A 17,319-nucleotide genomic window follows, 5' to 3' on the forward strand; every position below is an offset into this window, starting at 1 on the left:
ATAACCGCAAGCGGTTATTCGCCCTACGCGGCCTTGGAGCCCATCCAACCGCACGCGGTCATGCGCCCTGCGCGGGCTCGGAGTCCGGCCCAGGCGATGTTCGGGGTTGGACGCCGTGGCCGAAGGCCCGGCGCAATCCGGCGATCGCCTGTTGCCGATCCATGCCGCGCACGGCCGGTGGATCGGCGCGTTCGCAGAATTCGCGCCAGACGAACAGGGTCAGCTCGGCGCCATCGGTAAGGGGTTCGGTGGTCGGCACGCCGAACTGCTGGAGCGTCCGGTAGCGCGTGTCCTCCCAGAACAGTTCCTCGACCCAGTCGTACAGTGGAATCAGGTGGAAATGCACCGGCAGGCCGGGCATGTGACCGTAGCGACCGACATAGATGCGTCGCGGCCGCAGCAGCGCGTCCATTTCGCGCTCGACCCTGGCCAGCAGCGGCCCGAATTCGGCGAGGGCTTGTTCCGGCAGTTGGTGGAAGGCCGTCGCCGGTTGCCGCGAGCCGAGCATGCAGTAGCCGGGCAGGGCCGAGTCGATCCGCTGGTTCAGCGTCCAGTGGCGGGTCTGGTGGATGATCAGCTCGGGCGGGATATGCATGGGGCGGCGCTCCGCAGATGGGGCGCCCACTGTAACCCGTCGTCAGGGAAGATCCAGCCCGGTCTTGCGCCGTTTCATATCGTCGATGCGTTGTCGCAGCGCCAGGCGCTGGGCTTCCGGCTTGGCCAGCCACCAGTCGCGCACCGCCGAGTTGTCGTAGCGCGTCAGCCAGGCGGGGAAGCGCGCCATCTGCGCTTGCGGAAAGTCGTTGGCGCGGCCGCGCAGGTAGTGATCGAAGAAACCCAGCACCAGGGCATTGGGAGCCTGGATGAGGACTTCCGTCGGTGCCGAGCCGAGCAGCCCGTCGCGCAGCGGCCGGCGGATGAACAGCGGATTGTCGGTAAGCCCGGCATGGGCCGAATCGCGCAGTACCAGGCGATGAATGTCCTGGCGCTGGCCGGCGTGCTCGAAGCGTTCGTAGGAAAAGTCGTTGAAGCTTCTCGGGCGGGCCGGCGCTTCGATGCCGAACAGCCGGTAGAAGTTGCCAAGGTCGGCGTGCAGCATCAGCAGCGGCGCCGGGAAATCGCTATCGAAGGGCGCGAAGTCGAAGTCGCCGCCGTCGAGGTTGACGGCCGCCGCGCAGCGTCGGTCGACCATGCAGACCGCGCCGGTGGTCGAGCCGCCGAAGGACATGCCCATCTCGCCGGTGTGCGCGAAGTCACTGGCGGCCACCAGGTCGGCGACCCTGTCCGGGACCTCGCCGGCCTGCAGGCGGTCATGGACGAACAGGCGGTCGGCCAGCCATACCGGCGCGCTGAGGTTGACGGCGCGGTTGGCCGGGGCGGGCAGGTCGAGGGCGGTGTGCAACTGGCCGTCGAGGCGCTGGTCGAGATCGTCGCTGACATAGCCCTGGCGCATGGCCTGCGGCAAGCCGTCGTGGGCGGCCCGGCGCAGGTGTTCGACCAGCCCGGGGTCCATGGGCAGCAGCGTGCCGTCGGGCAGGCGGGTCGGCGACGCGTCGCCGCTGTGCTGGATGGCGTAGACCGCGTAGCCGTGGCTGGCCAGTTCTTCCATCAGGGTCCAGTTGCCGCCGGCGAAGGCGCTGTAGCCATGGCTGTAGAACACCACCGGCAGGCGAGCGGAATCGTCGCGCAGCGGGGCGTCCGGATAGGAATTGGTGCGCAGGTGCTTGAGGTAGGTGAGCAACGGCGGAAAGCCGAGTATTTCACCGAAGCCTCGCGCGGTGCTGCGTGCCTCGCCTGGGTCGAAATAGTGACGCGGCGCGGCGCCGGCGATCGGGCGTGCCGGGTACCAGGCGCGTACCAGCAGGCGCCGCGGTTGTCCGGCCGGGGCGCCGAGCAGGCCGGGTCGGCTGGGGTCGTCCAGTTCGAAATCGCGCACGCCGACCGCATAGGGGCCGCTCGGCGCCGGCAGCGGCGCGACCGGGAACAGGTACAGCGCGGCGATTGCCAGCAGCACCAGCAGGCCGTATAGCGAACCGGTCCGGAACGGCAGGCCGCGCACGGGCTTCCGGCGCAGGCAGGCGCCGAGCAGCAGGGAGAAACCGGCGAAGGCGCCGACGCCGGCTTGCCAGCGGTCGTCCCATGCAGCGTACAGGCCGGCGCCGAGCGCCAGCGTCGAGGCGAGCGCCAGCAGGCCACGGCGGCCGGGCAGGGCGGGTATCCACCAGGCGAGCAGGGCCGCCAGCAGGGTCGCGACCAGCAGCAGGTCGACAGCGGTCATGGTGCTTCGCTCCTCGTTTCCACGGGGCGCGTCGGTTGGCTCGGCCAGAACGCCGCCAGCGCCAGCAGCAGACCGACCAGCGCGTAGGGGGCGCGGCTGTCCAATTGGTGGAGCAGCGCGCCGAGCAGCGGCCCGCTGATCAGGCCGAAGCCATGTACGGCCACCAGGGTGCCGGCGGCGGCACCCTGTTCCTCGGCGCGCACGGCATTGGCGTTGAGCGCCGAGACTGCCGGGAACACCCAACCCATGCCCGCCGCGGCGACGAAGAAGGCCAGCCAGAGCAGCGGCGGCGAGTCGGCGAAGCACACGGCGGCGAAACCGATGGCGGCGACCAGCCCGCCGACCCGGATCAGTCGCGGCGGTGGCCAGTCCAGGCGGCGCACCAGGAGCTGGGCCAGGATCAGCGCGACGCCCACGGCGGTCAGGGCGATGCCGGCCACCCGCGCGGCGTCGGCGGAATCCAGGCGCAGCCGGTCGAGGGCGAAGAAGCCCACGGTGATCTGCGCCACGGTGACGCTGAACATCGCCACGAAGCCCACCGCCAGCGGCCGCCGCAGGCGGCGGTCGCCGATCGCCAGGGCGGCGCCGCGGTTCGGCTGGCGACGCTCCTCGCGCGGCAGCCAGCGCCAGAGCGCCAGCAGGGCGACCAGGGGCAGCGCGCCGGTGACCAGCAACGGCAGGACCAACCCGTGAGTCGCCAGCAGTCCGGCCAGCCCCGGCCCGATCACCATGCCTATCGCGCTGGCCGCGCCGAGTCCGGCCAGCGCCGCGGCGCGTCGTTGCGCCTCGACGTGATCGGCCACCAGTGCCGCCGTGCAGGCTGGCACCGCGGCGTAGAAACCGCCGGCGAGGCCGCGCAGGAGAACGATACCGGCGAAGGCGAGCAGGGTCGGCAACGTCCAGTGCAAGGCGAGCACGATGAACAGGCAGAGCGAGGCGTAGGAGAGGGCGAAGCCGGCCAGCCCGCCGAGCAGTATCCGCCGTCGCCCATGCCGGTCGCTGGCGATGCCCCAGGGCCGCGCCGCGAGCATCCAGGCGATGCCGCCGACGGTCACCGCGGCGCCGGCCTGCCAGGGCGCCAGGCCGAGCTTGCGGGCGAGCGGGCCGACCAGGGCGACGAAGGACATCACCGCGAGGGTGCAGACGAAGGTCTCGAACATCAGCGGACGCAGGTCCAGGGTGTTGGCGGAGGGCGGCGGGGTGGTCATCTCAGGGATTCCTTCGGGTTCGCGGCAGGCGCAGCCAGACCCAGCCGACCAGCACCAGCGGAGTGCCCAGGGCGAGCCAGGAGAGCAGGTCGTAGAGGCCGTCGCCGAGCAGCGCCGAGAGCAGCCCGAAGAGGCCGAGCAGGGCCAGCAGCAGGGGCCAGCGGAAGATCATCCAGAGACCGCGCCTCATGCCTTGCCCTCCGTCGCCAGGCTGCCGTCCGGCAGTTCCGCCAGGCGCTTCTCCAATGGCGTCTTGCGTCGGCCGAGCCAGAGGTAGAGACCGCTGGCGAGGATGACGATGCTGACGAGGTCGAGCAGCGCCCAGACGATCTTCAGCGGCATGCCGCCGTAGTCGCCGAAGTGCAGCGGCTGCGACAGCAGGAGCGTCTTCACGTACAGCGGCATCTCGCGCATGTCGGTGAGTTCGCCGCTCTGCGCGTCGATCAGTGCCGGCTTCAGCAGGCGCTCGGTGAGCGGCGTGTTGCCGCGCATGAACACCGCATAGTGATGCTGGCTGCTGAACTGGGTGCCGGGGAAGCCGACGAAGCTGACCTCCATGTCCGGCGCCGCCCGGCGTGCCGTGGCCAGGGCCGCGTCGAGCGAGCCGAGGCGCTGTAGCGGTGGCGCGTCCTTGTAGGGCGCGGTCATTTCCGCCAACTGCCCGCCTTGCCAGAGCATCAGGATCGGCAGGGCCAGGGTGTTGATCACCCCGGTCACGCCGACCACCAGTACCCAGGACAGGGTGACGATGCCCAGCAGGTTGTGCAGGTCCAGCCACTTCAGACGACGGCTGCGTTCGGCGCGTACCGTGGCGAAGTCCAGCTTGCGCATGAACGGCGTGTATACCACCACCCCGGACACCAGCGAGGCCACCAGCAGCAGGCCCATCAGGCCGAGGAACAGGTAGCCGGGCAGGCCGAGGAACAGGTCGGTATGCAGCTTCAGCATCAGGTACATGAAGCCGCCCGGCGGCGGCAGCGCGTCGAAGAATTCCCCGGTGCGCGCGTCGAACGGCTGCATGTGACCGTTCTCCGGCGGCGGTACCAGGCTCGGCGCGCTGATCACCAGGCCCAGCGGGTCGTCCTTTTCGAATACCAGGAAGCGCACCACTTCGCCCGGCCGGGCGGCCAGGGCGCGGGCGATCACGTCGTCGTAGTCGATGCGCGGCGACTCGGCAGTGAGCGGCTCGAGCTGCGGATGCGGCTCGAAGTAGTGCTCGATCTCCTCGTGGAAGATCAGCGGCAACCCGGTGAGGCAAAGCATCAGCAGGAAGATCGTGGAGATCAGGCTGGTCCATTTGTGCACCAGGTACCAGGTGCGCAGGGTTTTCGCGGTCATTGGCTGGTCATCGGCGGTTTCTGGTTATGGTGGGGCGGACTCAGAAGTCCGCCGTGAGGGAAAGGGAAAGGGTGCGCGGCGAGCTGATCGACAGGTAGCCGTTGGCTGCGGTCCAGTAGTCCTTGCCCAGCGCGTTCTCCAGGTTGGCGCGCGCCACCAGCGGCTTGCCGGCGACCTGGAAGGCGTAGGCGGCGCCGAGGTCGACGCGGTTCCAGTGCGGCACGGCGAGGGCGTTGGCGCTGTCCACGTAGGCCGAGCCGGTGTAGATCCAGCGGCTGTCGAGGGTCAGTCCGTCGACGAATGGGGTGTCCCAACTGACCCCCAGGTTGGCCTGGCGGCGGGCCACGCCGGGCGCGTCCTTGCCTTCGCTGGCAGGGTCGCCGGTCTTGTTCTGCTCGGGCTTGATGTAGGTGGCGCCGGCCATCACCCGCACGCCGTCCAGCGGTTCGCCATAGAGGCTCAGCTCCACGCCGCGGTTGCGTTGCTCGCCGTCGGCGCGGAAGACGTTGCTGGCGTCGGTATAGGCGTTCGGTTTCCTGATCTCGAACAGCGCCAGGGTGGTGGTGAAGCCGCCCAGGTCGTACTTGGCGCCGATCTCGTATTGCTCGGCCTTGTACGGTGCCAGCACCTGGCCGGCGTTGGCCGCGGTCATCGGCGCCGCCTCGCCCTGGCTGAGGCCCTGGATGTAGTTGGCGTACAGCGACAGGTCCTGCAGCGGCTTGACCAGCACGCTGGCCATCGGCGTCCACACGTGCCGCTTGTCGTGGCTGGTGCGCGCGCCGCTGGTCTGGTCGTAGTTGCGCGACTCGATCTGCTGGCGGCGCACGCCCAGGGTGACCTGCACGCGATCCTCGAGGAACGACAGCCTGTCGGCCAGCGCCACGCCGCCGAGGTCGGTTTCATTGGTCTTCGGAATGCTCCCGTCGAGGCTGGAGAAGTCCGGCAGCGGCGTATGCGGCGAGGTCTGGTAGAGGTTGCCCGGCTGCATCCCGGTGAAGGCATAGACCATGCCCAGCCGTTCGTGCAGGCGGTTGGCGCTGAGCGTCCAGTCGTGGCGGAGCGGGCCGGTGTCGAAGTTGCCGCGCAGGCCGACCTCGGCGGAATAGGTGCGGCGGTCGCCGCGCTGGCGTGCCAGGCTGTTGACGATATCGCCCTGGTTGCCGATGAGGATGCTGTTGGCGGCGATGGTTTCGTAGTTGCTCTGGCGGCCGCCGATGCTGGCGAACGCCGTCAGGTTGTCGGCGAGGTCGTACTCGCCGCGGTTGACCATGGAGTAGTCCTCCTGGTCCAGGTAGGAATCGCGCAGGCCGAAGCGTGTCTTCGAGTCCGGGGCGTGGGGGATGTGGGTGGTTCCCGGGCCGGTCAGCAGCGGGCGCACCACGCCTTCCAGGCTTTCCTTCTGGTACAGCAGGTCGCTGGACAGGCGCAGGCGCTCGCCACGGAAGTCCAGGCCCAGGGAGAGCATGGGAAACTCGCGGCTCTGATGGTCGACGGCGGTATCGCCGTTGCGGTAGACGCCGTTGAAGCGCACGCCGAAGGCGTTGTTCTCGCCAAAGCGTCGGCCGATGTCGAGGTGAGTGCCGAGCTGGCCGCGCTGGGTCCAGTCGACGCTGACGCGGGTCAGCGGCTGGTCGTCGGCGCGCTTGGGCACCAGGTTGATGGTGCCGCCGACGCTGCCGCCGGGGGAAATCCCGCCGAGCAGGGCGTTCGGTCCCTTGAGCACTTCCACGCGCTCGGCGAATTCGATCGGTACCCGCCAGAACGGCAGCAGGCCATAGAGGCCGTTGAAGGCGACGTCGGCGTTCTGCACGCTGAAGCCGCGAATCGTGTAGCTGTCCACCAGGTCGCCGCGCCCGCCGACCACCCGCACCGACGGATCGTTGGCCTGTAGCAGGTCGGCGACGCTGCGCGCCTGCTGCTGCTCGATGGTCCTGGCGGTGTAGCTGGTGATGCTGAATGGCGCGTCCATCACGTCGGCGTTGCCCAACATGCCCAGGCGCGCGCCACGGGCCACCTGGCCGCCGGCGTACTCGGCGGGCAGGGTCTCGGCACCGGCGGCCTGGGCGGTGATCAGCGAGGATTGCAGTTCCAGCGCGCCATCGGTGGTTGCCGGCACCAGGGTGTAGCTGCCGTCGCTGCGCTGCTGCAACTCCAGGCCGCTGCCCAGCAGCAGGCGGTGCAGCGCCTCGACCGGCGCGTAGCGGCCGCGCAGGGCGGCGCTGCGGCGACCCTCGGTGAGCGCCGGGTCGAACGCCAGGGATACCCCGTTGTCGCTGGCGAAGGCCGACAGGGTGCGACCGAGCGGGCCGGGGGCGATGTCATAGCTGCGCGCCGAGCTGGCGGCGGGCGCCTCGGCGGCAAGCAGGGCGGGGGCCGCTCCGGCGAGGGCGAGGGTCATGGCGGCGGCGTGGATGGCCAGGGACAGCGAACGGGGGCGAAGCGTGCGTACGGGCATGTACAGGGTTCCTCGTGGTCTCTGCGGACCTTGGGTCGGGGCGGATTCCTCTACTTGCCAGCCGAGAAGGAAAAAGGTCTCAGGTCGAGGCGGTTATTTTTCTGCGGAGCACGGTATGTCGATGGCAACGCCTGTTCCGGCGCAGCGGCGGACGGCCTGCCGGGGTGGACGCGAGGGGCGCTTGCCACGGGGATGGCGGCCGCGCCGTCACGCCGGCACCAGGCTGATCCAGTAGTCGGTCACCCCGCGCACCTTCAGCGGATAGGTGGCCTGCAGCATGCCCAGCGTGCGCCGCAGGTCCAGCAGCGGATAGGCGCCCGACACCGCCAGCCTGGCCAGTTGCGGGTCGCAGCGCAGTAAGCCGCGACGGTAGCGGGCGAGTTCGGCGAGCACCTCGGCCAGCGGCATCCGGTCGGCCATCAGCATGCCGCGGGTCCAGGCGTCCGGCAGGCCGTCGAAGGCCAGCCGGCGCGCTTCGCCGTCGGCGCCCAGGCGCACCGACTCGCCGCTTTCCAGCCAGCGCCCGCGTCCGTGGAGCGGGCTCAGTTCGACCCGCCCGGCGAGTACCGCGACCCGGGTCGCGGCCATCTCCTGGCGTACGTTGAAGCGGGCGGCACCGGCATGCAGCCGCGCTTCGGCGGTGGCGACGCGGAACGGACGCGGGTCGGCGCGGCTATCGACGAAGATCTCGCCGCGCAGCAGGCGTACCAGCCGCTGGCTGGCGTCGAAGGCCAGGTCCACGGCGCTGTCGGTGTTCAGGGTCAGCAGGCTGCCGTCGGGCAGGGTCAGGCGGCGCTGTTCGCCGACGCCGGTGCGCTGGTCGGCCAGCCAGTCGCGCAACGGCTCGGCCTGCCAGGTGGCGAGCCCCAGCGAGGCGCCGCCGAGGACCAGGGCGAGGTGCTTGATCGCGCGCCGCCGGTCCAGCCCGCGCTCGCGGCCGAGGGTCGGCAGGGCCAGCGCCGGCGGCAGTCGGCCGAGGCATTGCAGCAGGCGCTCGGCGCGCTCCCAGGCATGGGCGTGCTGTGGGCTGCGCTGCCGCCACTGGGCGCAGGCCTGGCGCGTGTCGTCGGTGCAGCCGCTGTCCTGCAGGCGCACCAGCCACTCGGCGGCCTCGTCGAGGATCGGCGAGGGAATCCGGCCTTCGCCCGCGGAATTCATTCCATCAGCTCCAGGCACTGGCGGAAGGCCTGCTGCATGTAGCGCTTGACCGAGCCCAGGGACACGCCCAGGCGCTCGGCGATGGCTTCGTACTTCAGGCCTTCGATCTGCGCCAGGAGAAACGCCTGGCGGACCCTGTCCGGCAGGCTGCCGAGCAGGGCGTCTACTTCATGCAGGGTTTCCAGCACCATCAACCGCTGTTCCGGCGGCGGCGCGAGGTCTTCCGGGAGGTTGGCCAGGGCATCGAGGTAGGCGCGCTCCAGCGACTGGCGCTGGAACCAGTTGATCATCAGCCCCTTGGCGACGGTGGTCAGGTAGGCGCGCGGTTCGCGCGCATCCAGTACCCGGCGCGAGGCGAGCAGGCGGGCGAAGGTGTCCTGGGCCAGGTCGGCGGCGTTTTCCGCGCAGCCCAGGCGTCGCCGCAACCAGCCTTGCAGCCAGCCATGGTGGTCCTGATAGAGATGGCTCACAGCGTCGTGCAGGGAGGCGTCGGCCGGCGGCATGGAGGGGATCGCTGTTGTAATTGAGAATGAGTCTCATACTACTTACAGCGAGGGCATGCCTACAAGTCCCCCGGATCGGCGGCGCAGCGCCTCAGGCGTTTTCCAGGCCGTACTGGAAGAAAGCCATGTCGGCCAGGCGCCCGGTGGGGTAGAGGAGCCCCTTGCGGGCGGTCTCCAGGCGCGGGAACGACAGCCTTTCTTCGCCGATCAGGCGGTGCAGCGCGGTGAGGGTCCCGCCGTTGACGCTCGTCAGGCCCCGGCGTGGATACAGCGCGCGACAGGCGGCCAGGTAGTGGCGGTCGAGGGCGGGAAACTCGCCCCAGACGCCGAGCAGGATCTTGCTCTTCAGGGTGTCGGTCCAGCTCACCCGGCTGCTGAGGGCATCCATCGACCCGAGCACCGTTTCCAGCAGCTTGCGGTTGTGCGCCAGGCGCGCGCCGTTGCCGGCGAAATCCACCAGGGACAGCTCGAAGAGTTCCGCTCCGGCACCGCTGAAGAGCTGCCGGGCCAGCGCTTTCATCAGGTCCAGGTTGCTGTTCTGCAGCAGTCCCGAGGAGCCACGGAACATGCCCCAGTTGGCCAGGTAGAAACCCAGGTGCAGGGCGGTGGTGTCGAGCTGTTCGGGGGCGGTCAGGTCGTCCCAGCTGCGACTGGGGTCCCAGACATACTCCCAGAGGTACTCCCAGGCCCTCAGGCGCGGGTATTCGTTGCCCGGGGCGGGCGCCAGGCTGGCGTAGTAGCGGTGGACATAGCGGGCGGCATCGAAAGCCATGCGTTCGTTCCCTGGCGGCTTGGAAAGACGGCATGGTAGAGCGTGTGATATCAAAAGGCCATATCGCTGTTCGCAGGGGACGCCGTAGCGCCCCCGCGGAGCGGCCTCAGGTGTTATTGCAGCCCTTGGCGATGGAGTCCTCGTTGGAGGTGTACGGCCGCGAGGGTTCCAGGTTCCACTCGGGCTTGTTGCGGGCGACGTTGAAGTGGCAGACCAGTTGTCGGCGCATGCTGCCGATATTGCTGTCGCGGTTGTCCGGGTTGTCCTTCCATTCGCTGTCCAGGTAGTGGTCGACCACCAGCTCGTTGAAGAAATTGTTGGTCTGGTTGTCCTGGATCTTGCGCCCGCAATCGGTCGGTACCACTTCCAGGGTCATGATCTTCTTCCTGAAGCCCGGATCGTCGCGCTCCACCCAGGTGGCGCTTTCCACATAGCGCTCGCAGGCATTCTTCTCGCTGGTCGGGTAGATCGCCTGCTTACGCCCGTCGTAGGCGAACTGCGCGTCCTGCTGGCGGGTCTGCGGCAGTCGCATGTTGATGATCGGGAGGAATGCCTGGACCGACTGATACCACTGGATCTGGTTGAGCCGAGCGCCCTCCAGGCCGGCGTCCTCGGTGTAGAACGCGGCGAGGATCGACGGCGACTTCGGCGGGTTTTCCTCCCACTTGGCCAGGCGCAGTTCGTTCTGGGTGGTGAAGGATTCGTCGGCGATCTGCGCCATCGCCCGGATGCTCTGGTAGAAGGCCGGGCCGGCGGCGGTATTGCGCTCGTCGCGGACGTCGAAGGAGCACTGCCGCGAATGGTCACCGCGGTTCTGCCGGTAGTTCGCCGCCCACTGCTCGGCGGTGCTGACGTTGATGTCCTGGCAGGACTTCTCGACGCTGTTCGGCGTGCGCCGCGAATCGGTGCAACCCTGCTGGGCGCGGTCGTCGGTGGCGGCGTCGATGGGGAAGGAACAGAGCACCGCATAGTCCTGGTGGTCCTTCGGATTACCGAAGATGGTGTCGAAGATGAAGCCACTCTTCAGGCCATAGGCGAGCTTGCGGTACTTGGCGTCCTTGCGCAGGTAGGAGGCGGAGACGCCGCCGCTTTTCTGGCTCTTCGGACTGATGCTGTAGAACATGTAGTCGGTCGAAGGCCAGGTGGCGCGGAACAGCACGCCGGAACAGAGGAATGCCGGCTTCGACGGTCCGCCGCAATCCTGGCGGGTGTCGTTGTACAACTGGTTGAGCCGGGCGACCACGTCGTTGCCCCGGTCGGCCTGGGCCGCGGGTGTCAGCGCCAGGCCGGCGGCGGCGAGAAGGTAGAGAAAGGTGGATCTGCTTCCGTTCATGGGATGGACTCCACGCAGGTTCGAAGGAGCGGGCCGGGGGCGGCCCGGTTGGTCCCGATGGGGACGAGCGCGACGGGCGGATCGCGGGGGATGAAGCGCTTGCGACGGCATGGCCGTCGGCGTTGGGACGTCAGTGGGACGTGGCGGCGCCAGTCTGCAACCGGGCGCTGCCGGGAGTGCCGGGCGACCCCGGCGGGCGCTGGGCGGCGGGGGCCTGCCGAGCGCGTGGGGGAAGTCGCTCGAGGGAGGCGGTGAAGACCGCCGGCGGAGATACGAACAGGGTGGGTAGCGGGGCGGATACAGCGTGGACTCCGTTACGCATCGCAGGCCTCCTTTGCGCCGCGCCGATGGGCTTCCGTCTTACCGTTCGAGCCTAGAAGCGCGGGCCGCGCCGCTCCAGCGGCGGGGTGGCTAGCTAGCAAGGGGGATTAATGCATTCGCAAAGACGCTCGCTGCGATGCACCGTGGTCCGGCATCCACAGGCCACGCCGCGGCCAGGCAACCGTTCCTGGCCGCGCCTGTTGGCGGCGGCGTCGTCCTGCAAGCGCCAGGTATCGGGCTCCGCCGTCAGTCCATGTCGCCGCCATGGTGCGCGGACTGCTCCAGGAGGCTGCTCTTCGCCGTCCTGCCCCTCGCTTCCGGCGACAGCCGGGTTGCCTGCAAGGCGAACCAGAGGGTCGCCACATCGGCGGTGCTGTCCAGCGAGCGACCGCTGATTTCCTCGATGCGGCGTATCCGGTAGACCAGGCTCTGCTTGTGTATGTGTAGCCGCTGCGCGGCGTTCAACCAGGACCTGTTTTCCTCGAGAAAGACCTGCAGCGTGTATAGCAGTGCGGAGCCATTGGCCGCGTCATAGTCGTGGAGGGCGCCGAGGACCAGGCGGAACGCCCGCTCAGCCTCGGCGAGGCTTCTGGGTAGCCAGGGCGCCTCGTCGTCCAGTTCCGCGTAGCGACACAACGGCCGCCGGGAATGGCTGTGGGCCAGGGCCAGGCGCGCTTCGCGCAAGGCCTCGGCGCAACGTTCGGCACGACGGAGCGGAGCGCTCACTCCCAGCGAGCTGTCCAGGGCTTCCTGCAGTGTCGAGGCGAGGCCGGCCTGGTGCAGCAGAATGATTTCCTGGCCTTGCGCGCGAACCAGCAGGCGTGAGTCGTGGCCCCGGAAAAGACCGATAGGGTCGGTCGCGAGCCCCTCGGAACTTGCCACGGAAACGACTGCATCGTCGAGATCGAGCCCGGGCAGCAGTTCCTCCAGCCGCTCCTCGGCTTGTTCCCGGTATAGCCGTCGTTGCAGCAGGTCGTCGAGCAATTCCGAACCCAGGCGCAGGTGGCGTTCGCTTTCGACGCGCAGCCGTTCGATCTCTATGCCGAGCACTGCCGTCAGGTGGTGCAGGAGACTGTAGTCCGGCAGCCGCTCGCCCAGGGCTATCAGCAGGCAGTTCCGGTCGGAAGGAATGCCGATGCTGAGCGCTTCACCTTCCGCGAGCGGATGGCGAAGGACCATCGGCTGCGGCTCCGCCTGCTCGCGACGGCGGTTGCGCAGCGCGTCGGCCAACTCCACGGGCAGCCCTGGTAGGCCTGGCTGCCAAGCCGCCAGGGTGTCGGGAACGATGAGGTAGAGGCTGCTCCGCACGTCCTTGCCGAGGCGTTGCAGCAGCGCCGGCAGGCCCAGTCCCTGCATGCTCAGCCGGGCGCTTTCGTATATCCGGGCCAGGGCGTTGCGGCGCTCGTATTCGTCTTTCTGCCCCGCATCGACGATGGCCCGGGTCACGGCGGCGAAAGGGACGCCGTAGTGGGTGAGAATCAACGGGAAGCCCAGGGCCTCGGCCGTCTCGCGCAGGGCATCGAGGTCGCTCGGGGCTTCCATGTTCTCGCCGATCATCATGCCTGCCAGGCCGGCCTCGGCCAGTCTTCGGACGTAACGCCGTTGCCGCTCGGCGTCGCTCGGTATGCCCAGCCCGGTGGTCATCAGCAGGTCACCCTCGCCGAGCCATTCGGTGGGGTCGTCGAGTTCGCAGACATGCGCCCAGCGAACCGGGCGGTCGAGGCCGCCGGCTCCGCTCAGCAGGCGTGAACGGAGTTCGGGGAGGGCGATCAGGTGGCGGATGCTCTGCGGCATGTCCAGGAAACTCCAGGCATGGGCCTTCAGTGTAATCGCCCCGGGCGCAGGCAGCGCGCCCTGTCACCAACTGGCGGGCAGCATCCCCAGTGCCGAGGCGATCGCGTAGACCCCGCTGGAGGCGAACACCAGGACGATCAGCCCCTGTATCAGCGGATGGGCATACCAGCCGCAGCTGAATGCCGGCAGTTGGTCGCCGTGGCGTCGCGCCGCGTTGAGCAGGAGGATGGGGATGATGCCCATCAGTACGCCGCCGAAGGTACCGGCGAAGTACAGCGCGTTCACGAAGCCGCCGAGCCCCGCATAGGCCAGCAGGAACGGCGGGACCGAGACCGCGGCGAGCACCGCCAGGCGTTTGCGCCGGTTGGTTTCGCTGCCCAGGCGGAAGTGGTCGAAGATATTGGTGAACAGGCACCCGCCGAGTCCCCAGTAGGAGGTCAGCATCGCCAGCAAGGCGAAGGTGTTCGCCACGTAGTAGGCCCATTGGCCGAGGGAGCGTCCCCAGCTCAAGGTCGCCACCTCGCTGAGGTTGTCGGGGCCGACCAGGGCGATGACCGAGGCAGGAATGGCCGCCACCAGCAGGAAGGTCAGCAGCATGCCGACCACGATCAGGCGCGGCACGCGCGCGGGGGTTGCCAGGTTGCCGCGCACCAGCTCCGGAACCAGGAACTGCGCGCCGAACACGAAGACCGCCAGGTTGAACACTGGAACCACGTATTGCCACTGGCTCTGCCAAAGGTGGGCGAGACGGGCGTCGTCGTGCATCAGGGTAGCGCCGATGAGGATGCAGACGATGGCCACCATGCCGGCGCTGATCAGCTTCTCGCCCACGCCGAGCGCCTTCAGGCCCAGGTAGAGCACCAGCGCCGAGGGGACGAAGAAGATCAGGCTGCCGACCTCGCGCGTGAGGCCGTACTGGCCGAAGAACTCGAGCATGATGTTGCCGCTGCCGGTCATGTAGGCGACCAGGGCCCCGTAGCTGTTGGCCGCCACCGCGATGAAGATCAGCCAGCCGCCGAGCGGGCCCAGGTAACGCCGGGAGAGGCCGCTGAGCTGGTTGTTGCCGCGGGTCCTCAGGCAGGCTTCGGTCACGTAGAGCATGGTGACGATGCAGAAGAGGCAGGTCAGGGCCAGGCATACCAGCAACGGCACGTAGCCGACCTTGCGGGCGGCGTAGGCCATGCTCAGCACGCCGGCGCCGATGTTGGTGCCGATGATGATCGCGATCGTCTCGAGCGAGCCCAGGGGATGGGCCTTGAGGCCCGATGCGTTGTCGTTCGCTTCTCGCATACCCATTTCTTGTTTCCTCTGTCAGGGCGGTGGAGTTCGGTTCTTCGGGGTCAGTCGAAGATCAGGTAGGTCTTGCGCACGGTCTGGCGGATGTCCCAGGTGCCCTGGGTGGCAGCGGCGAAATAGAGCGCGTCGCCGGCGCGAAACTCCACGGCCTGGCCTTCGTCCGGGGTGAAGCGACCTTCACCGCTGACGATGTAGCTGTACTCGGCATGCTCGACCTGTCGGCGGAAGCGCCCCGGGGTGCATTCCCAGATGCCGGTCACGCCGTTGCCGTCGGCGAGCGGGCGGTGGGCCGCGGTACGGGTCAGGGCTACCGGTTCGCCCAGGGGCTGGCCGACGGGCGTGGGCGAGGTGAAAGGACTTTCGTCGTCGAGACGGATGAGCGAAGGGTTCATGCCATGGGCTCCTCAGGATTTGTCTTCAAGGCCGGCGGGGGCGAAGCGCGCGAGAAAGCGGTCGGTGGCCGAGGGCGCGGTACCGGCGAGTTCCGCGCGTTCCTTGCGCAGGACGGCGTTGCGCACCAGGGAGCCACCCAGGTAGCGCAGCGGCTCGGGGGGGAAGCTCCGGCAGCGGCGTTCTACCAGCGGACAACGGCTCCACGGGTCGTCGCGGCCGAGGGCGAGGCTGGCGAGGATCCGCCCGCCCAGGCGGCTCGGTCCCACGCCGTTGCCGCTCCAGCCGATGCCGTAGTGGATGTTCTCGTGCAGGTGGCCGAAGACCGGCAGGCTGTCGTAGGTACGGTCGATGGGGCCGGACCAGCCGTCGACCAGCGGGATGTCGCCTAGCGAGGGATAGGTGCGGCGGAAGTCGGCCTCGGTCAGGGCCAGGCTCTCCCGGTCGACGTCGAATACCCGGCCGATGCGCGAGCCGTAGCTGATGGCGCCGGTGCCCTTGCCGAAGGCGATGCGCCCGTCGCGGGTGGTGCGGTAGTAGTCCACCATCAGTTGGGAATCGGTGATGGCTTCCCCGCCGGTCCAGCCGATTCGCTCCAGCCGTTGCGGTATCGCCTCGGTAACCGCGATGGAACTGTTCACCGGCACGATCAGCCTGGAGAGCCTGGGCAGGGCGGCCGACCAGGCGTTGGTCGCGAGAACCACCGCCTTGGCCTGGACCCGGGCCCCGGCGCTCAGCAGCTGTGCCGGCTGGCCGGGAACGATCTGGCTGACGCCACAGCGCTCGTGGATTTCCACGCCGAGGGCCAGCGCTACGCGGCGCATGCCTTGCACCAGCAAGGCTGGTTGCACGGTGGCATTGCTGCGCTCGAAGACCCCGGCGAGATGCACCGGCGAACCGGTCCGGCGTGCCACTTCGCTGGCGTCGAGGCGTTCGAAGGGACTGACGCCGAGCCGTTCGCAGGCGGCGAGGGTATCGTTCCAGGCGTCGAGGTGGTGCGCCGTGGTGGCGGTCCACAGCCAGCCCTTCTGCTGGAAGTGCGCATCGATGTCATGCCGCGCGCAGAACTCCCCGAGTTCCTGGATCGCCCGCTCCGCGCTTTCGCCAAGGAAGCGCGCCTGCGCCTCGTTGCAGAAGCCCAGCAAGGTGCCGATCTTCGGCCACCAGGACATCACGAAACCACCGTTCCTGCCGGAAGCGCCGCCGCCGCAGACGTCCTGCTCCAGCAGCAGGACCCGTGCGTCCGGCTCCAGTTGCTTGAGGGTGATGGCGGTCCAGAGCCCGACGAAACCGCCGCCGACTATCGCCACGTCTGCCGAGTGGGTGCCGACGAGGGGGGCGCTGGCGGCGTCGGCCAGGTCGGTCGAGCGCATCCAGTGGCTGGGGGTCAGGGGAGGGGTGAGCGTGAGTTTCATGGCGCGGGTCCGGGGTCGCTGAATCTGGAGCAAGGGTGGCGAGCGGCGCCGTCCGCGACAATTGGACGCAACTAGGAATCGAGGAGGTGCTCTCGTACGATCGTATGAGTCTTGTGAAGGGCAGGCCTGGTCGGGACTGCCCGCCCTGTCCGAGCGAGCTGGCAGGCCCGAGCGGCGCCGCTGAACCGGAGGCTCAGGCGTCGCGCAGTTCGAAGGCGGGAAACAGCTCTTCCAGTTCTCGCCATAGCTGCGCAGCGCCCTGCGGCGCGGGCTTCGCGAGAAGCTGCGGATCGAGCTGGCGGGCCGGGCGCGCCAGTTGTACGGCGAAGCGCTCCACGCCCATCGCGCGCAGGCGCATCGCCAGGCGCCAGAGGCGTTCGCTATCGAACAAGCGCCAGTGCACCGTGGTCCGGCATTCGTAGGCCACGCCGCTGTCCAGCAGGCATTCCAGGCTGCGCCAGTTGGCCGCGCCGCTGCCGTCCACGCCGGTAATGGCGGCGACGTCCTCGGCCGGCGCCTTGACGTCGAAGCCCACCCAGTCGCTCTGCGCCAGCACCCGGGCGAAGGCGCGGGGGTTGATGCCGGCGCTGTGTAGGCCGACGCGGAAGCCCAGTTCGCGGACCGTGCGCATGGCGTCGCCGAGGGCTGCCTGTAGGGTCGCCTCGCCGCCGCTGAAGACCACCGCCTGCAACAGGCCCTGGCGTCGGCGGAGGAAGTCGAGCAGGCGTGGCCAGGGGATTTCCTCCGCGCCGCGCGGCGCGATCAGTTCCGGGTTGTGGCAGTAGCGGCAGCGCCAGGCGCAGCCCTGGCAGAACAGCACGCAGGCGAGCAGGCCGGGGTAGTCGAGGGTGGTCAGGGGCACCAGGCCCCCGACCCTGAGCGTGGCGCTCATCGCGTCTCGCGGAAATGGCGGCGTTCGCGATGCTCGGACTGCTTGCCGGCATTGAACGCTGCCACGGGACGGTGGTAGCCCATCACGCGGGTCCAGACTTCGCAGCGCTGGCGCTGGCCTTCGGGCAACTGGTTGGGGTTCATCGGTGGTACTCCTTGCTGGTGGA

Annotated in this window: 16 protein-coding genes; all 16 read right to left on the reverse strand. The window is 68.9% G+C overall.

The genetic code is table 11. The features are described from left to right. Window positions 1-58: 58 nt before the first annotated feature. Window positions 59-595, reverse strand: coding sequence for an HIT family protein (locus tag HMPREF2581_RS12755; RefSeq protein WP_003139833.1), 537 nt, complete (start codon window positions 593-595; stop codon window positions 59-61). A gap of 42 nt (window positions 596-637) precedes the next feature. Continuing rightward, window positions 638-2,278: an alpha/beta hydrolase family protein gene (locus HMPREF2581_RS12760; RefSeq protein ID WP_003139832.1), complete on the reverse strand. Its 1,641-nt coding sequence runs from the start codon at window positions 2,276-2,278 to the stop codon at window positions 638-640. Then, window positions 2,275-3,486, reverse strand: a complete 1,212-nt coding sequence (locus tag HMPREF2581_RS12765; protein WP_011666695.1) for an MFS transporter — start codon at window positions 3,484-3,486, stop codon at window positions 2,275-2,277. The genes HMPREF2581_RS12760 and HMPREF2581_RS12765 overlap by 4 nt, the downstream gene beginning before the upstream one ends. 1 nt (window position 3,487) lies before the next feature. Next, a complete protein-coding gene (locus HMPREF2581_RS12770) occupies window positions 3,488-3,676 on the reverse strand; it encodes a hypothetical protein (RefSeq protein WP_003088166.1) in 189 nt (62 codons plus the stop codon). Then, the gene (locus tag HMPREF2581_RS12775) at window positions 3,673-4,824 is read right to left on the reverse strand and encodes a PepSY-associated TM helix domain-containing protein (protein WP_003088170.1); all 1,152 of its coding nucleotides are present in this window, start codon (window positions 4,822-4,824) and stop codon (window positions 3,673-3,675) included. The genes HMPREF2581_RS12770 and HMPREF2581_RS12775 overlap by 4 nt, the downstream gene beginning before the upstream one ends. A gap of 40 nt (window positions 4,825-4,864) precedes the next feature. Beyond that, window positions 4,865-7,279 carry a TonB-dependent receptor gene (locus HMPREF2581_RS12780; protein WP_003139828.1) on the reverse strand — a complete coding sequence of 805 codons (2,415 nt, stop codon included), beginning with the start codon at window positions 7,277-7,279 and terminating at the stop codon, window positions 4,865-4,867. Between the two features lie 207 nt (window positions 7,280-7,486). After that, the gene (locus tag HMPREF2581_RS12785; RefSeq protein ID WP_003139826.1) at window positions 7,487-8,437 is read right to left on the reverse strand and encodes a FecR domain-containing protein; all 951 of its coding nucleotides are present in this window, start codon (window positions 8,435-8,437) and stop codon (window positions 7,487-7,489) included. Continuing rightward, on the reverse strand, window positions 8,434-8,940 hold the full coding sequence (locus HMPREF2581_RS12790; protein ID WP_003088185.1) for a sigma-70 family RNA polymerase sigma factor: 507 nt from the start codon (window positions 8,938-8,940) through the stop codon (window positions 8,434-8,436). The genes HMPREF2581_RS12785 and HMPREF2581_RS12790 overlap by 4 nt, the downstream gene beginning before the upstream one ends. 91 nt (window positions 8,941-9,031) lie before the next feature. Next, window positions 9,032-9,712 (reverse strand): hypothetical protein, encoded by a 681-nt coding sequence (locus HMPREF2581_RS12795; protein ID WP_003088189.1) that lies wholly within the window; start codon window positions 9,710-9,712, stop codon window positions 9,032-9,034. A 106-nt stretch (window positions 9,713-9,818) separates the two neighbouring features. After that, window positions 9,819-11,045 carry a DUF2599 domain-containing protein gene (locus tag HMPREF2581_RS12800; RefSeq protein WP_003112111.1) on the reverse strand — a complete coding sequence of 409 codons (1,227 nt, stop codon included), beginning with the start codon at window positions 11,043-11,045 and terminating at the stop codon, window positions 9,819-9,821. Between the two features lie 567 nt (window positions 11,046-11,612). Then, complete coding sequence (locus HMPREF2581_RS12805; protein ID WP_003139824.1) at window positions 11,613-13,160, reverse strand: PucR family transcriptional regulator; 1,548 nt, start codon at window positions 13,158-13,160, stop codon at window positions 11,613-11,615. A gap of 63 nt (window positions 13,161-13,223) precedes the next feature. Beyond that, on the reverse strand, window positions 13,224-14,456 hold the full coding sequence (locus HMPREF2581_RS12810; protein WP_003139822.1) for an aromatic amino acid transport family protein: 1,233 nt from the start codon (window positions 14,454-14,456) through the stop codon (window positions 13,224-13,226). 44 nt (window positions 14,457-14,500) lie between these two features. Then, window positions 14,501-14,848, reverse strand: a complete 348-nt coding sequence (locus HMPREF2581_RS12815; RefSeq protein WP_003139820.1) for a cupin domain-containing protein — start codon at window positions 14,846-14,848, stop codon at window positions 14,501-14,503. A gap of 12 nt (window positions 14,849-14,860) precedes the next feature. Next, window positions 14,861-16,261 carry an NAD(P)/FAD-dependent oxidoreductase gene (locus HMPREF2581_RS12820; RefSeq protein ID WP_003105844.1) on the reverse strand — a complete coding sequence of 467 codons (1,401 nt, stop codon included), beginning with the start codon at window positions 16,259-16,261 and terminating at the stop codon, window positions 14,861-14,863. A 193-nt stretch (window positions 16,262-16,454) separates the two neighbouring features. Then, on the reverse strand, window positions 16,455-17,153 hold the full coding sequence (locus tag HMPREF2581_RS12825; protein WP_003139818.1) for an anaerobic ribonucleoside-triphosphate reductase activating protein: 699 nt from the start codon (window positions 17,151-17,153) through the stop codon (window positions 16,455-16,457). Continuing rightward, the gene (gene nrdD / locus HMPREF2581_RS12830; RefSeq protein ID WP_003088212.1) at window positions 17,150-17,296 is read right to left on the reverse strand and encodes an anaerobic ribonucleoside-triphosphate reductase; all 147 of its coding nucleotides are present in this window, start codon (window positions 17,294-17,296) and stop codon (window positions 17,150-17,152) included. The genes HMPREF2581_RS12825 and nrdD overlap by 4 nt, the downstream gene beginning before the upstream one ends. Window positions 17,297-17,319 lie beyond the last annotated feature (23 nt).

The organism is Pseudomonas sp. HMSC057H01, from assembly GCF_001836405.1.
In the GTDB taxonomy this organism is placed as follows: domain Bacteria; phylum Pseudomonadota; class Gammaproteobacteria; order Pseudomonadales; family Pseudomonadaceae; genus Pseudomonas; species Pseudomonas aeruginosa.

Bases quoted from the DNA above. Each gene is read 5' to 3' on its own strand.
- HMPREF2581_RS12790 (WP_003088185.1), bottom strand. From the start codon at position 8,940: ATGCCGCCGGCCGACGCCTCCCTGCACGACGCTGTGAGCCATCTCTAT.
- HMPREF2581_RS12825 (WP_003139818.1), bottom strand. From the start codon at position 17,153: ATGAGCGCCACGCTCAGGGTCGGGGGCCTGGTGCCCCTGACCACCCTC.
- HMPREF2581_RS12820 (WP_003105844.1), bottom strand. From the start codon at position 16,261: ATGAAACTCACGCTCACCCCTCCCCTGACCCCCAGCCACTGGATGCGC.
- HMPREF2581_RS12765 (WP_011666695.1), bottom strand. From the start codon at position 3,486: ATGACCACCCCGCCGCCCTCCGCCAACACCCTGGACCTGCGTCCGCTG.
- HMPREF2581_RS12810 (WP_003139822.1), bottom strand. From the start codon at position 14,456: ATGGGTATGCGAGAAGCGAACGACAACGCATCGGGCCTCAAGGCCCAT.
- HMPREF2581_RS12800 (WP_003112111.1), bottom strand. From the start codon at position 11,045: ATGAACGGAAGCAGATCCACCTTTCTCTACCTTCTCGCCGCCGCCGGC.
- HMPREF2581_RS12775 (WP_003088170.1), bottom strand. From the start codon at position 4,824: ATGACCGCGAAAACCCTGCGCACCTGGTACCTGGTGCACAAATGGACC.
- HMPREF2581_RS12805 (WP_003139824.1), bottom strand. From the start codon at position 13,160: ATGCCGCAGAGCATCCGCCACCTGATCGCCCTCCCCGAACTCCGTTCA.
- HMPREF2581_RS12755 (WP_003139833.1), bottom strand. From the start codon at position 595: ATGCATATCCCGCCCGAGCTGATCATCCACCAGACCCGCCACTGGACG.
- HMPREF2581_RS12795 (WP_003088189.1), bottom strand. From the start codon at position 9,712: ATGGCTTTCGATGCCGCCCGCTATGTCCACCGCTACTACGCCAGCCTG.
- HMPREF2581_RS12780 (WP_003139828.1), bottom strand. From the start codon at position 7,279: ATGCCCGTACGCACGCTTCGCCCCCGTTCGCTGTCCCTGGCCATCCAC.
- HMPREF2581_RS12760 (WP_003139832.1), bottom strand. From the start codon at position 2,278: ATGACCGCTGTCGACCTGCTGCTGGTCGCGACCCTGCTGGCGGCCCTG.
- nrdD (WP_003088212.1), bottom strand. From the start codon at position 17,296: ATGAACCCCAACCAGTTGCCCGAAGGCCAGCGCCAGCGCTGCGAAGTC.
- HMPREF2581_RS12785 (WP_003139826.1), bottom strand. From the start codon at position 8,437: ATGAATTCCGCGGGCGAAGGCCGGATTCCCTCGCCGATCCTCGACGAG.
- HMPREF2581_RS12815 (WP_003139820.1), bottom strand. From the start codon at position 14,848: ATGAACCCTTCGCTCATCCGTCTCGACGACGAAAGTCCTTTCACCTCG.
- HMPREF2581_RS12770 (WP_003088166.1), bottom strand. From the start codon at position 3,676: ATGAGGCGCGGTCTCTGGATGATCTTCCGCTGGCCCCTGCTGCTGGCC.